This window comes from Pseudotabrizicola sp. (assembly GCF_030656345.1).
Taxonomy (GTDB): Bacteria; Pseudomonadota; Alphaproteobacteria; order Rhodobacterales; family Rhodobacteraceae; genus Pseudotabrizicola.
In genome coordinates, this window is the sequence record NZ_JAUSNR010000056.1 from 56,461 (window position 1) to 69,890 (window position 13,430).

At 63.5% G+C, this 13,430-nt stretch carries 13 protein-coding genes; 7 read left to right on the forward strand and 6 right to left on the reverse strand.

Going from position 1 to position 13,430, the window contains the following annotated elements:
• Positions 1–4: 4 nt before the first annotated feature.
• From Q7J44_RS22815 to Q7J44_RS22830, 4 genes are all read right to left on the reverse strand, one after another.
• Positions 5–2,293, reverse strand: coding sequence for a glycosyl hydrolase family 28-related protein (locus tag Q7J44_RS22815; RefSeq protein ID WP_304883376.1), 2,289 nt, complete (start codon positions 2,291–2,293; stop codon positions 5–7).
• An 88-nt stretch (positions 2,294–2,381) separates the two neighbouring features.
• Positions 2,382–3,533: a glycosyltransferase gene (locus Q7J44_RS22820; RefSeq protein WP_304883377.1), complete on the reverse strand. Its 1,152-nt coding sequence runs from the start codon at positions 3,531–3,533 to the stop codon at positions 2,382–2,384.
• Between the two features lie 159 nt (positions 3,534–3,692).
• Positions 3,693–5,336: a chaperonin GroEL gene (groL, locus tag Q7J44_RS22825; RefSeq protein WP_304883378.1), complete on the reverse strand. Its 1,644-nt coding sequence runs from the start codon at positions 5,334–5,336 to the stop codon at positions 3,693–3,695.
• A gap of 65 nt (positions 5,337–5,401) precedes the next feature.
• Positions 5,402–5,689, reverse strand: a complete 288-nt coding sequence (locus Q7J44_RS22830) for a co-chaperone GroES (protein ID WP_118149858.1) — start codon at positions 5,687–5,689, stop codon at positions 5,402–5,404.
• Between the two features lie 185 nt (positions 5,690–5,874).
• On the opposite strand from Q7J44_RS22830, the gene Q7J44_RS22835 reads away from it, so the two are divergent.
• From Q7J44_RS22835 to Q7J44_RS22865, 7 genes are all read left to right on the forward strand, one after another.
• Positions 5,875–6,867 carry a TraB/GumN family protein gene (locus tag Q7J44_RS22835; RefSeq protein WP_304883379.1) on the forward strand — a complete coding sequence of 331 codons (993 nt, stop codon included), beginning with the start codon at positions 5,875–5,877 and terminating at the stop codon, positions 6,865–6,867.
• 246 nt (positions 6,868–7,113) lie between these two features.
• On the forward strand, positions 7,114–8,034 hold the full coding sequence (locus Q7J44_RS22840) for a manganese-dependent inorganic pyrophosphatase (protein ID WP_304883380.1): 921 nt from the start codon (positions 7,114–7,116) through the stop codon (positions 8,032–8,034).
• A 109-nt stretch (positions 8,035–8,143) separates the two neighbouring features.
• Positions 8,144–9,019, forward strand: a complete 876-nt coding sequence (locus Q7J44_RS22845) for a TIGR01459 family HAD-type hydrolase (protein WP_304883381.1) — start codon at positions 8,144–8,146, stop codon at positions 9,017–9,019.
• Positions 9,020–9,145: 126 nt separating this feature from the next.
• Positions 9,146–9,589 carry a MaoC family dehydratase gene (locus tag Q7J44_RS22850; RefSeq protein WP_304883382.1) on the forward strand — a complete coding sequence of 148 codons (444 nt, stop codon included), beginning with the start codon at positions 9,146–9,148 and terminating at the stop codon, positions 9,587–9,589.
• 28 nt (positions 9,590–9,617) lie between these two features.
• On the forward strand, positions 9,618–10,541 hold the full coding sequence (locus Q7J44_RS22855; RefSeq protein WP_304883383.1) for a bifunctional riboflavin kinase/FAD synthetase: 924 nt from the start codon (positions 9,618–9,620) through the stop codon (positions 10,539–10,541).
• Positions 10,542–10,563: 22 nt separating this feature from the next.
• The gene (locus Q7J44_RS22860) at positions 10,564–11,007 is read left to right on the forward strand and encodes a YcgN family cysteine cluster protein (protein WP_304883384.1); all 444 of its coding nucleotides are present in this window, start codon (positions 10,564–10,566) and stop codon (positions 11,005–11,007) included.
• Complete coding sequence (locus Q7J44_RS22865; protein WP_304883385.1) at positions 11,007–12,023, forward strand: low specificity L-threonine aldolase; 1,017 nt, start codon at positions 11,007–11,009, stop codon at positions 12,021–12,023. Before Q7J44_RS22860 ends, Q7J44_RS22865 begins: the two co-directional genes overlap by 1 nt.
• On the opposite strand, the gene Q7J44_RS22870 is transcribed toward Q7J44_RS22865, so the two are convergent.
• Entirely contained in the window at positions 12,020–12,835 is an 816-nt protein-coding gene (locus tag Q7J44_RS22870; protein WP_304883386.1) for an alpha/beta fold hydrolase, read from the reverse strand. The two genes, Q7J44_RS22865 and Q7J44_RS22870, sit on opposite strands and share 4 nt — an antisense overlap.
• Positions 12,832–13,425, reverse strand: coding sequence for a 2-hydroxychromene-2-carboxylate isomerase (locus Q7J44_RS22875; protein ID WP_304883387.1), 594 nt, complete (start codon positions 13,423–13,425; stop codon positions 12,832–12,834). The genes Q7J44_RS22870 and Q7J44_RS22875 overlap by 4 nt, the downstream gene beginning before the upstream one ends.
• Positions 13,426–13,430 lie beyond the last annotated feature (5 nt).

Sequence of the window (13,430 nt, forward strand, 5' to 3'; positions counted from 1 at the left end):
TTCGTCAGGTCGGGTTGTCGCAGCGCAGCGTCGCCAGCACCTTGCCCTTGACCGGCGACGGCCATCGCACATGCGCCAGAGTACGATCCGCCCCCTGTTCGTTCAGCACAAACGGCATCACATGCTGCGCCGCGCCCGAGGCATTGGTGATCGCGCCATCGGCCACCAGACTTTGCGTGTTGCGCACCCGCGCCCCAAACGGCATGAACGCGCCGCCATCCACCACCCAGGTCGCGGCTTCGGTGTTCTGGGTGTGCAGGATGGTCAGCGGGTTCATCACAATCTGGCTGACCCCGTTGAACGCGTTCGACCCCACGTTCACATTGCGGAACCGGCTGTAATCCAGGCTCGCATGGGTGGTATCCACCGCATCCACCCGGTCCACCGCGCCATTGACAGCGCGGAAGGTGTTGTCCGAAATGCTCAGCCCCTGCACGAAATGCCCCGCCCCCTTGGGCGCGATCACGATCCAGCGGAACCACGGGGCCACGCCGCTGGCATAGAAATGGTTGCCCGCAATCGACAGATTGCCATAGCCCAGCCCGGTGGTGAAATCGGGGAAGGCGTCATGCTCGTTCGACCATTCGATAAAACAGTTGTCGACGTAGTTGCCGGTAAAGGTCACCCGCGGGTTGGTCTGGGTCAGGATCAGCCCCGCCCGGCGGATGCCCGAGGGCGCGTTGTCGCCCTGAAAGAAGTGGTTGCCGCTGATCAGATGGCCGCCACCATTCGCCACCATGAAATGCGCAAAGCGCACCACCCGGTTTGACCGGATCTTGGCGTCATTGGCATTCACGTTCAGCGCAATCGAGGTGCGGTCCTGCGCCAGCATCGGCTGTTCATTCGACCAGAACTGGCAGCCATCCACGATCAGCCCCTGACACCCGGTCCCGGTCGAGGTGATGCCGCGATCCTTGGGCCGGTTGAACACACAATCGCTGATCCGCAGCGTCAGGCCGATCCGTGGCAGCATCACCGCCGAACACAGCCCGTTGCAGTTCATGTCCAGCCGGTCCAGCTCGAACCGCGACAGATCGTCAAAGCCCGAAAAATCCAGCAGGTACTTAAAGCGCGTAAAGGTCAGCGTGCGCGTACCCGCCCCGCCCCACAGCGGCTGGCTCAGCGTGACCGTGCCGGTGCCGGTGTTCTTGCCAGTCACATAAACCTCACGCCCGACCCCGGGGCCGCTGACATGCGCGCCGACGGGGATGGTGGACACATTGGCAACCCCGGTCAGCGTGGTCGGATTGGCAGGGGCATAGGTGGCCCCCGATGTCACCTCCACCGTATCCCACCCCGGCCCGGCCACCGCGTTCAGCTGGCCATTGGTCAGAAACCGGCGCTGCGCGAATGTGCTCAGCCCGGCGATTGCCGCCACATCCAGCGGCTCCACCAGATCAATCCGGCGATCCGACAGATCCAGCGCCACATGATCGGTAAAATAGAACAGCGCCTGCAACGCCTTGCGAAAGCCCAGCAGTTCATTCCCGAAGGCACTGGTATAGGTGTCCAGATCATAATTCCGCGTCAACGCCAGCCGCACATTTGCGGGTTGCACCAGCGTGCCCTGAAACCGGATCGGGTTGTTGATCGTCAGGTTCCCGGCAATCAGATAGGTGCCCGCCGGCACCGTCACCGTGCGGCCCTGCGCCGCGGCGTCTGCGGCGGCAAAGGCGGCGGTGTCATCCGCCACACCGTTCCCCTGCGCGCCGAAATCGCGCACATCCACCGCATCGAAAATGTCGCGCAGGTAGATGCCGGTCACATCCTCGATCTCGATATCGTCAATCCGCACCACGCCGCCATTCGGCCCGGTCAGGTCCAGCCCGATATGGCCATAGGTGGCACTCGCCCCCCAGGCCATCGCCACCCCGCCGCGCGTCCCGGCCCCGATGATCGCCGTCACCTCCACCACCTGCCCGTATTGCGTCAGCGCCACCGATGGCCCGGTCTGCACCACCCCCGGCACATTGGTGCCGTTCGACCGCCCGGCCCAGCCCGCGATGCGCACCGATGGCAAGGCCCCCGAAATCCCCTTGATCCGCACCGTCACCTGCAGATACAGGCCCGGCTGCATCGGGATCTGCTGAAAGCAGCGCAGCTTCTGGGTGGCAGCGGTTTTCTGCAACTCCAGCGCGCCGCCGAAATCCTGATCCGCCGGAATAAAAGCCGCGTTGGACTGCCCCGCGTATGACCCCTGCCCCGGTTGCCCGTCCTCGCGCGACCATAGGGCCAGCCCCGCAGAAAACGGCGGCGGCATCAGCACCAGACCGTCAGTAATCGCCTTGTTCATGTCTTAAACCCTCGCTTGGTCCTCTCGGCCAGCGGTTGCCCCCGGCCTATGCGAGGGACAGGGCTATCAACAATCGGTTAACGCGGCCTCAGACCACCGCGCGCTGCGGCGACAGGCAGGCCGCGAAATGCGCCATACGTAGCGAAAATTCCGCCTCAAAACCATGAGCTTGCGCAAATCTCAGGCCCGCATCGGCACCAGCAGCAACAGCCCCCCGGTCGCCTGCCAGCTGCGCAATCCGGTCGACCAACGCCCCCCGGTCGCCAAGGGGCACGGCCCAGCCCGCTGCGGACTCTGCCGCCATCCGGCCCCACATCTCATTGGCATATCCCACCACCGGCACCCCGCAACCAAGGCTTTCCAGATAGGTACAGGACGGGTCGGCCTGCCGGTGACAGCTCAGGAAAACGTCCGCATTCCCCCGCATCCACGGCACCAGCACGGTTTCAAAATCCACCGGATCATGCAGCCGCAACCGCCCGCCCAAAGCCCCGGCACCGGCCCGCAGCTCTGCCTCCAGCGCCCCGGTCCCGAACACATCCAGGGTAAACTCCACCCCCGCCGCGACCAGCGCGCGGCACACCGGCACCAGATCCTGCGCGCCCTTCATCGGCTCCATCCGCCCCGAATGCACCAGCCGCAGCGGGCCGCGATACGCCGCCTTTGCCGCCATCTCCGGCCCCGTCGCCATCATCCCCGCGCGCATCCGCCCATCCAGATACAGCATCGCGTGGCCGTTCAGCCCGGCATAGGCGTCAAACGCCGGATAGCCGTTGCACTGCACCCCCGCCGCCCGCCGGAACGCCGCCCGCCGCTTGCGCTCCACTGACAGGTTCCACAACACCGACCAGCCCTTGCGCACAAACCCCCGCTCCCGGTCCAGCGTCACAATCCGCAGCCGGGTGCCGATGGTGTATTCCACCACAAACACCACCGGCACCGGCCCGTCCGCAAGGGCCAGAGCCTCTGCCATATCGGCAGGCGCGGCAATCAGATCGGCCCCCACCGCAGACACCGGCGCGCCCGCCGGCAGCACCGTCAGATCAAACCCCAGATCCCCCGGCGCATAATCGGCCCCAAACGGCACCGCGCCTGCGCCTTCCCAGACCACCGCCGATACTGTGCCATCCCACATCGCCTGATGCGCCCGCATCCCCTCGACATATTTCACATCCAGCCGCAGCCGCCCGTCTGGCAGGCAAATCACAGGCGCGGGCGCAAGCATCAGCAAATGCGGCATAAAACCTCCGGAACTCTGCGCAACAGTCACCCGGCATTCCGGCCGCTTCAAGGCCGGACCATGAAAAAAAGGGGCGACCCTTGCGGACCGCCCCCCTGTTTCCTGACGGAAACAACTGGTCAGATAAGGTAAGCCGCAGCTTACATCATGCAGGCATGATTACATCATGCCGTCCATGCCGCCCATTCCGCCCATGCCGCCGCCAGCGCCAGCCGATTCCTTGGCCGGTTTGTCAGCGATCATCGCTTCGGTGGTGATCAGCAACGAAGCCACCGAGGCTGCATGCTCCAGCGTGGTGCGCGTCACTTTGGTCGGGTCGATCACACCGAAAGCGAACATGTCGCCATATTCTTCGGTCTGAGCGTTGAACCCGAACGAGGTGTCGGTCGATTCACGCACCTTGCCAGCCACGACAGCGCCATCGACGCCAGCGTTTTCAGCAATCTGGCGCAGCGGGGCTTCCAGTGCGCGGCGCACAATGGCGATCCCGGCGTTCTGGTCGCTGTTCGCGCCCGTCACACCTTCCAAGGCTTTTCCAGCCTGAACCAGAGCCACGCCGCCGCCGACAACGATGCCTTCTTGCACGGCAGCGCGGGTAGCGTTCAGCGCGTCATCAACGCGGTCTTTGCGCTCTTTGACTTCAACTTCGGTCATGCCGCCAACCTTGATCACGGCAACACCGCCAGCCAGTTTGGCCACGCGCTCTTGCAGCTTCTCACGGTCGTAGTCCGACGTGGTTTCTTCGATCTGCGCACGGATCTGGGCCACGCGGGCTTCGATCTCGGCTTTGTCGCCAGCACCATCAACGATGGTGGTGTTGTCTTTGTTGATCGAGACTTTCTTGGCACGGCCCAGCATGTCGATGCCGACATTTTCCAGCTTCATGCCCAGATCGTCAGAAATCACCTGACCACCGGTCAGAATGGCGATGTCCTGCAGCATCGCCTTGCGACGATCGCCAAAGCCCGGGGCTTTGACAGCAGCGATTTTCAGACCGCCGCGCAGCTTGTTCACAACCAGCGTCGCAAGGGCTTCGCCTTCAACATCTTCTGCAATGATGATCAGCGGGCGCTGCGACTGGATCACGGCTTCCAGCAAAGGCACCATCGGCTGCAGCGACGAGAGTTTTTTCTCGTGCAGCAGAATGTAGGCGTCTTCCAGATCGGCGATCATCTTGTCAGCGTTGGTGACAAAATAGGGCGACAGGTAGCCACGGTCGAACTGCATGCCTTCGACAACGGTGGTTTCCGTTTCCAGACCCTTGTTCTCTTCGACGGTGATCACACCCTCGTTGCCGACCTTCTGCATCGCATCAGCGATCTGACGGCCGATTTCAGCTTCGCCATTGGCCGAAATGGTGCCGACCTGAGCAACTTCAGCGCTGTCTTTGACAGGGCGCGAGGCGGCTTTGATCGCGGTCACAACCTTGGCCACAGCGATATCGATGCCGCGCTTCAGGTCCATCGGGTTCATGCCGGCAGCAACGGCCTTGAGGCCGTCCTTGATGATGGCCTGAGCCAGCACGGTGGCGGTGGTGGTACCGTCGCCAGCTTCGTCATTGGTGCGGGAAGCGACTTCCTTCACCATCTGGGCGCCCATGTTTTCGAACTTGTCGGACAGTTCGATTTCCTTGGCAACCGTCACACCGTCTTTGGTGATGCGGGGCGAGCCGAAGGACTTGTCGATCACCACGTTGCGGCCTTTGGGGCCCAGCGTGACTTTCACAGCATCAGCCAGAATGTTCACACCGCGCAGCATGCGGTCGCGGGCATCGGTGTCAAAACGTACGTCTTTAGCACTCATGGTGCAGACTCCTCGTCTAAGATGTTGAAATCAAAAGCGGCAGGGTGGGTTCACCCCGCCATCCCTCAGGCGATGATGCCGAGGATGTCGCTTTCTTTCATGATCAGCAGTTCTTCGCCTTCCAGCGTCACTTCGGTGCCGGACCATTTCCCGAACAGGATACGGTCGCCAGCTTTGACCGACGGTGCGATCAGCTCGCCCGAATCCTTGCGCGCGCCTTCACCGACCGAGACGATTTCGCCCTCAGCTGGTTTTTCCTTGGCGGTGTCGGGGATGATCAGGCCGCCCTTGGTCTTGTCTTCGCCTTGGATGCGACGAACGAGCACACGGTCATGCAGCGGTTTGAAAGCCATCTGGTAACACTCCCTTAGGTTCCAGGTTGAAACTTTTAGCACTCACCGGCAGCGAGTGCTAACGACGTCTATTTAGGGGCAACAGCGCCGCCTGTCAACCGGCGCACCCCCGCCGGATGCCCGGATTTTTACTTGGAATTGCCCCGCAGGCCTGCCACGTTCAGGGCAGATCCAAAGGATAACCCATGCGTATCATACTGACCTTGCTGTGCCTTCTGGCCGTGCCGCTGGCCCTGCCCGCCCATGCCGCCTGCAATGGCACCAACCTGCTGTCGCAAATGGCCCCCGAAGACCGCAGCCGTCTGGAACAGGCCGCCGCCCAACAGCCGTTTTATCAGGGCAACCTGTTCCACGCCACCAAGGGCGACCAGCAGGTCACCCTTGTCGGCACCTACCATCTGGGCGACCCGCGCCATGACCAGATCCTTGCCACCCTCACCCCGCATCTCGACACCGCCACCACCCTGCTGGTCGAGGCCGGGCCAGAGGAAGAGGCCGCGCTGATGGCGGCCGTGGCAGCTGACCCCAGCCTGTTCATCATGCCCGACACCACGCTGCCCGAACTGATGGAGCCTGCCGAATGGCAGGCCCTGTCCACCGCGATGACCCGCCGCGGCATGCCCGGATTCATGGCGGCAAAATTCCAGCCGTGGTACATCAGCGTTCTGCTGGCCGTGCCGCCCTGCATGATGGCCGAAGTGCAGACCCAAAGCAGTCTGGGACTGGACAAGATGATCATCGAGGCCGCAATCGCCCGCGACCTGCCGGTGCAGGGGCTGGAACCCTATGACACCGTCTTCACCCTGTTCGACACCTTCTCGCGCGACGATCAGATCGCCATGCTGCGCGCTTCGCTCGCCATCGAGGATCAGGCTGAAGACTATATCACAACGCTGGCCGACACCTTTTTCGCCGGCGAATCACGGCTGATCTGGGAGCTGATGCGCGACATCTCATTGCAGATGCCCGGTTACACCCCCGAACAGGTCGATGCCGATCTGGCCAAAATGGAACAGGCCCTGCTGGTCACCCGCAACCAGAGCTGGATTGCGGTGATTGAGTCCGCCGCCGCCAAAGGCCCTGTCCTCGCCGCCTTTGGTGCCCTGCACCTGCCGGGGCAACACGGCATCCCCTACCTGCTGCAACAGCAAGGCTGGACAGTGACCCGGCTCGAATAACGTAGGGCGGGGGTCTCCCCGCCATTCGTTGCGCACAAGGCGGGGTGAACCCCGCCCTACCCAAAACCGGCACCGCTGCCAGACAGGCGACCGGACCCACCCCGGATGCAGGGCGGGGGTCTCCCCGCCTTTCCTCCGGCAACGGCGCAGAGACTGCCGCCCTATACGCGCACCCGCCACCCCCACGTGACAACCCCGGCACTCCGGCCTATAAGCCGCGTCAAATCCATGCGCACAGGTGCCCCCATGACCACGCTCGTTTTCGGCCACAAATCCCCCGATACAGATTCCACCGGCTCGCCCATCATCTGGGCGTGGTATCTGTCCAACGTCCTGAACACTCCGGCCAAAGCGGTGCTGCTGGGCGAACCCAATACCGAAGCCGCCTTCGTGCTGACCCATTGGAACCTGACCAAGCCCGACATCATCACCGACGTCACCGCCGAAGACAAAGTGGTCATCGTCGATACCAACAACCCGGCCGAACTGCCGCCCTCGATCAATGACGCAAAGATCATGGGCATCATCGACCACCACATGCTGGTCGGCGGGCTGAAGACCAAAGGCCCGATCGACATCACCATCCGCCCCCTCGCCTGCACCGCCACCATCATGCACGACCTGATGGGCGACGCGTTGGCATCGGCCCCGCGAGAGATCAAGGGCGCGATGCTGTCCTGCATCGTGTCGGACACGCTGGAATTCCGCTCGCCCACCACCACCGCGCATGACCGCGCCGTGGCCGAGGCGCTGGCCGCCGATCTGGGGGTGAACCTCAACGACCTCGCCACCGCGATGTTCGAAGCGAAATCCGATGTCTCTGCCTTCAGCGATGCCGAACTGCTGCGGATGGATTCGAAAGAATACTCCGTCGCGGGCAAAGAGCTGCGGGTCTCGGTTCTGGAAACCACCGCGCCGAAAATCGTGCTCGACCGCAAGGCCAGCCTGATGGCCTCGATGGACGCCGTGGCGAAAGAAGACGGTGCCGATCAGGTGCTGCTGTTCGTCGTCGACATCCTGCGCGAAGAGGCGACGCTGCTGGTGCCCAACGATCTGGTCCGCCAGATGGCCGAAGCCTCGTTCGGCTGCGTCGTCACCGGCGACACCGTGGTTCTGCCCGGCGTGATGAGCCGCAAAAAGCAGATCATCCCGGCGCTGAAGCTCTGAAAACCCATGGCCAGGCGTCGCGCACACACAGCCCGACGCTTGCCATACGTTTGCCATACGTAAACCAGACGCAGACCAGACGTAAAATTCCGCCGGAAAGGCCCGCCGAATGACCGAAATCATCCGCTCGCTCAACGATCTGTCGGGCCGCTACGACGCCCTGTTCTGCGACCTCTGGGGCTGCCTGCACAATGGCGTCACACCGTTCCCGGCAGCCGTCGCCGCGCTGCAAGCCTTTCGCGCGCAGGGTGGCAAGGTCATCCTTGTCACCAACGCCCCCCGCCCGAAATCGAGCATTATCAGACAGTTGGATGCCATGGGCCTGCCCCGCGACACCTGGGATGACATCGCCTCCTCGGGCGATGCGACCCAGGCCGCCATGCTCTCAGGTGCCGCAGGCACGAAAGTTCACCACATCGGCGCACCCAAGGATGAACCCTTCTTTACCGATTTCGAGGATGATCTGTCCCATCTGCTGGCAACCGCCGACATCACCCGCGTGCCATTGGACCAAGCCACCGGCGTCATCTGCACCGGGCTGGCCGACGACCTGACCGAAACGCCAGACGATTACCGGGGTAAACTGTTGATGGCAAAGGCAAAAGGACTGAAAATGCTCTGCGCCAACCCCGATATCATCGTCGATAGCGGCGAAAAGCGGCTGTACTGCGCCGGTGCCTTGGCCAAGGCCTATGAGGATATGGGCGGCGAGGCGCTGTATTACGGCAAACCCCACCCGCCGATCTACGATCTGGCCCGCCGCAGGCTGGGAATGGACGACGCCCGCATCCTCTGCGTCGGCGACGGCATCCTTACCGATGTGCAGGGCGGGGTGGGCGAGGGTCTGGATACCCTGTTTGTCACCGGCGGCATCGCCGCGCAAGAGTTTGGCACGGATTTCCATAATCCGAACAAGGGGTTACTTCTGAAGTGGCTGGATGGTCACCAGCTTTCGGCCACCTACGCCATCGGCTATCTGCGGTAATGAACAATCCTCAACGTAACAAAATTGCGCCTTTGGTCGCATAATCGAAAATAACTTGCGCAACGGAATTGCGCTGCACTGCGGCATTTGCTAATGTCACCGCAGCTCAATCACGGGAATCGCAAGATGTTGGACAATATGCCCCGCGGCACCATCTGCATCGAAGACCTTGAAATCGGCATGACGCGTGGCCTGTCCAAGCTGATCACCGACCGCGACATCGAACTGTTCGCCGAGGTCTCGACCGACCGCAACCCGGTACATCTGGATGACGCCTACGCGCAGGATACCATATTTGCGGGCCGCATTGCCCATGGCATGCTGACCGCCGGGCTGATCTCTGCCGTCATCGGCGAACAGCTTCCCGGTCACGGCACGGTCTATCTGGGCCAGTCCCTGCGCTTCATGGCCCCGGTCCGCCCCGGTGATGTGGTCGACGCCGTGGTCACGGTCACGGCAATCGACCATGCAAAACGCCGGGTGACCCTTGAAACCCATTGCTCTGTGGGTAAAACGGTGGTGCTAAAGGGCGAGGCGCTGGTTCTGGCGCCAAGCCGCAAGTTCGACTGACGGGGCATCTGCCCCAGACCGGGGTAGAATGCAGATCCACCATTCCTGGCAGGGGCTTTGCCCGACCGCCCGTGGCGCATCCTGTGCCATGGGCAATTTCGATGGCGTCCATCTGGGGCATCAGGCGGTCATCGACCTGGCGCGTGGGCCTGCGCCCTTGGGCATCATCACCTTCGAACCCCACCCGCGCGAAGTTTTCGCCCCCGACGCCCCGCCGTTCCGGCTGATGAATGCCGAAGCCCGGCTGAACCGGCTGGCCAAGCTGGGGGTACAGCACCTGTATGAACTGCCCTTCGACAAAGCGCTCGCCAGCCTGTCGCCCGAGGCATTCGTGCGCGATGTGCTGGCCGATGGGCTGGGGATCAGCCATGTCGTTGTGGGGGCTGATTTCTGCTTTGGCCAAGGCCGCGCGGGCAAGGCGGAAGATCTGCAACGCTTTGGCAACGCTCATCGTTTCCAGACCACGATCGCCGATCTGATCACCAGCGCCGACCGGCCGATCTCTTCTTCCGCCATCCGCGCCGCCCTGACCGATGGCCGCCCGCGCGATGCGGCGGCGATGCTGGGCCACTGGCACCGGATTGAAGGTGAGGTTGTGCACGGCGAAAAGCGCGGGCGCGAACTGGGCTATCCCACCGCCAATATGTCGGTCGCGGGGCTGCACCTGCCGAAACATGGGGTCTATGCGGTCAAGGCGGATGTGCTGGAAGGCCCGTACAAAGGCAGTTACAATGGTGCTGCCAGCCTTGGCGTGCGCCCGATGTTCGGCGTAAACCAGCCCAATCTTGAAACCTTCCTGTTCGACTTCGCCGGTGATCTGTATGGCACCCACCTGTCCATCGCCTTTGTCGACTACCTGCGCCCCGAGCTGAAGTTTGACGGGTTGCCTGCCCTGATCACCCAGATGGACGCCGATTGCGACCGCGCCCGCAGCATTCTTGCCGCCCTGTAACCCTTTGCCGTTAGGCCCCTTTATGCGTCCGAAGTTCTGGGAGACCATCCCGCTGACGAAAATGACGCCCCAGGAATGGGAGGCGCTGTGTGACGGCTGCGGCAAGTGCTGTCTGAACAAGATCGAATACGAAGACACCGGCGAGGTGGAATACACCCGCGTCGCCTGCCGCCTGCTGGACGGTGAGACCTGCCGCTGCATGCAATACCCGATCCGCAAGCAATTCGTCCCCGATTGCGTGCAGCTGTCGCCCAAGACCCTGCCGAAAATCGCCTATTGGATGCCGCGCACCTGCGCCTATCGCCTTCTGCATGAAGGAAAAAACCTGCCCGAGTGGCACCCCCTGATCACCGGCGATCCTGAAAGCACGCACACTGCCGGGGCATCGGTGCGGGGCTGGACGGTTCCGGAATATGAGGTGTCGGAAGACGATTGGGAAGATTACACCATCGAGGAAACGCCCTGATGTTCTTTGCCTCTGACAACGGCGCGCCGGTCCACCCGGCGGTGTTCGCCGCGATGGAACGGGCCAATGCGGGCTATGCCCTGTCCTATGGCAATGATGCGGCGACCGATGCCCTGCGCGACCGGATTCGCGTTGTGTTTGAGGCACCTACGGCCGAAGTCCTGCTGCTGACCACCGGCACCGCCGCCAATGCGCTGGCCCTGGCGCTGCTGACCCCGCCTTGGGGCACCACCTTCTGCCACCGCCACGCCCATATCGCCGAAGACGAATGCGGCGCGCCAGAGTTCTTTTCGGGCGGTGCCAAGCTGACCCTGATCGACGGGCCACATGGCAAGATCAGTCCCAACGCGCTGGAACAGGCCATTGCCCAGACTGGCGGTTCCGTCCACGTCGCGCAACGCGGTGCCCTGAGCCTGACCAATGTGACCGAAGCCGGCACGCTTTACACCGCCGCCGAGCTGTCAGCGCTGACGGCGGTTGCCAAGGCCCATGGCCTGCCGGTGCATCTGGACGGCGCGCGTTTTGCCAATGCACTGGCCGCCACCGGGGCCACGCCCGCCGAACTGTCCTGGCGCGCGGGCGTTGATGTGCTCAGCCTTGGCGGCACCAAGAACGGGCTGCTGGCGGCGGAAGCGCTGGTGCTGTTCGACCCCGCCAAAGCGTGGGAGGCCGAGCTGCGCCGCAAACGCGCGGGTCATCTGAATTCCAAACTGCGCTTTGTCGCGGCGCAGTTCGAGGCGTGGTTTTCCAATGACTTGTGGCTGACCCTCGCCCGCCACGCCAACACAATGGCGGCCCGGCTGGCCACAGGTCTGGCGCAAGTGCCGGGTGCCGAAATCCTGCACTCCACCCCCGCCAACATCATCTTCGCCCGCCTGCCCGAAGCCGCCCACGCGCGCGCGAAAGCGGCAGGCGCGGTCTATTACCAAAGCGACGATACCTTGGGTCGCCTCGTCGCCTCATGGTCGACGACCGAGGATGACGTAGACGCCCTGCTGGCCGCGTTCAAAAGCTAAAGCGACAAGAAGTCCCGGATCAGCCGCGCACACTCTGCCGCGTGCGTGACCGGCAGCATATGCCCCACCCCGGCCACCTGCGCGCGCTGTGCCTGCGGCAGACGCCGTGCCAGTTCGGCGTGAATGGCATCGATGACCGGCGGCGACTGATCGCCCTGCAACAACAGCACCGGAACCCCCAGCGATTCCAGTCTGCCAAACACCAGCATCCCCGCCGCATCCTCATTCAGCGCCGCATCTGCGGCCGCGACCAGCGGTATCCGCGCGGCGATATAGTCCTGCTGCACCGATGGCAGCGCGGCAAAGTCCTGCCCTGCCCCCCAGATCGCCTGAAACTCTGCCGCAGCACCGCGCAGATCACCGGCCTGCACTGCCGCGCCAAACCCCGCATGCGCGGCCTGATGCGCGGCAAAGGCCGGGCCACCTGCCGAGCGGGCCGCGCAGAACAGCACCGGCTCGATCAGCACCAGCGCGCTGATCGCCTCAGGACGCTCCAGCGCGACACGCAGGGCAACGGTGGCACCAAAGCTGTGGCCGATCACCGGCACCGGCCCATTCCCCATCTGCGCCAGCAGGGCCAGCACATCGCGCGTCACCTCCGCATGGTAATCGCCCCGCCCGTCCCAATCCGCGCTGCGGCCATGGCCCGCCAGATCAGGCGCAATCAGCCGCAGGCCGGGCAGCCCTGCCGCCAGACCGGCAAACGCCCCCGAATGCGCCAGCGAGCAGTGCAGCGCCAAAGCCACCTGCGCCCCGGTTCCATACTCCCGCCACCACATCCGGCTTTCCGCCAGATCCGCCTGTGGTGTCAAAGCTTGCCCGCCAGATACAGATCCAGATCGGCCAGCCGGTCCTGCCCCCAGAACGCCTCTTCGCCCACCAGATAGAACGGCACGCCGAATACCCCGCGCGCGACCGCTTCTTCCAGATTGGCGGCATAGGTCTCGGCTCCGATCAGCAGGCCGGAATCGGCCAGCTTTGGGTCGAACCCGTTGGCAGCCAGAATATCCTTCACCACCGCATCATCGCCGATGTCACGCTCTTCCGCCCAGACCGCCCGGCAAAACGCATGCACCAACGGCCCCACATCCGCCCCCGTCGCGGCAGCGGCGATGATGGCATAGGACGAAGGCGCGGCATTGGTCGGGAAAAACGCAGGCTTCAGGGTCAGCGGCATCCCCAGTTTCAACGGCAGCCGCCGCAACTCCTGCAAGCGATACGCCTTGCGGCTTTCCGGCCGGTCGGCCAGCACCTGCCCGCCCATCCGTGGCATCAGGGCCATCGGGTTGAGCGGTTTGTAGGCGATCTTTGCCCCATGGCGCGCGGCAATCTCTTCCAGACGGGTGCCGGCAAGATAGCAATACGGCGACATGGTCGCGAAAAAGTAATCGATTTGTGTCATTTGAC

Bases quoted from the DNA above. Each gene is read 5' to 3' on its own strand.
- Q7J44_RS22815 (WP_304883376.1), bottom strand. From the start codon at position 2,293: ATGAACAAGGCGATTACTGACGGTCTGGTGCTGATGCCGCCGCCGTTT.
- Q7J44_RS22820 (WP_304883377.1), bottom strand. From the start codon at position 3,533: ATGCCGCATTTGCTGATGCTTGCGCCCGCGCCTGTGATTTGCCTGCCA.
- groL (WP_304883378.1), bottom strand. From the start codon at position 5,336: ATGAGTGCTAAAGACGTACGTTTTGACACCGATGCCCGCGACCGCATG.
- Q7J44_RS22830 (WP_118149858.1), bottom strand. From the start codon at position 5,689: ATGGCTTTCAAACCGCTGCATGACCGTGTGCTCGTTCGTCGCATCCAA.
- Q7J44_RS22835 (WP_304883379.1), top strand. From the start codon at position 5,875: ATGCGTATCATACTGACCTTGCTGTGCCTTCTGGCCGTGCCGCTGGCC.
- Q7J44_RS22840 (WP_304883380.1), top strand. From the start codon at position 7,114: ATGACCACGCTCGTTTTCGGCCACAAATCCCCCGATACAGATTCCACC.
- Q7J44_RS22845 (WP_304883381.1), top strand. From the start codon at position 8,144: ATGACCGAAATCATCCGCTCGCTCAACGATCTGTCGGGCCGCTACGAC.
- Q7J44_RS22850 (WP_304883382.1), top strand. From the start codon at position 9,146: ATGTTGGACAATATGCCCCGCGGCACCATCTGCATCGAAGACCTTGAA.
- Q7J44_RS22855 (WP_304883383.1), top strand. From the start codon at position 9,618: ATGCAGATCCACCATTCCTGGCAGGGGCTTTGCCCGACCGCCCGTGGC.
- Q7J44_RS22860 (WP_304883384.1), top strand. From the start codon at position 10,564: ATGCGTCCGAAGTTCTGGGAGACCATCCCGCTGACGAAAATGACGCCC.
- Q7J44_RS22865 (WP_304883385.1), top strand. From the start codon at position 11,007: ATGTTCTTTGCCTCTGACAACGGCGCGCCGGTCCACCCGGCGGTGTTC.
- Q7J44_RS22875 (WP_304883387.1), bottom strand. From the start codon at position 13,425: ATGACACAAATCGATTACTTTTTCGCGACCATGTCGCCGTATTGCTAT.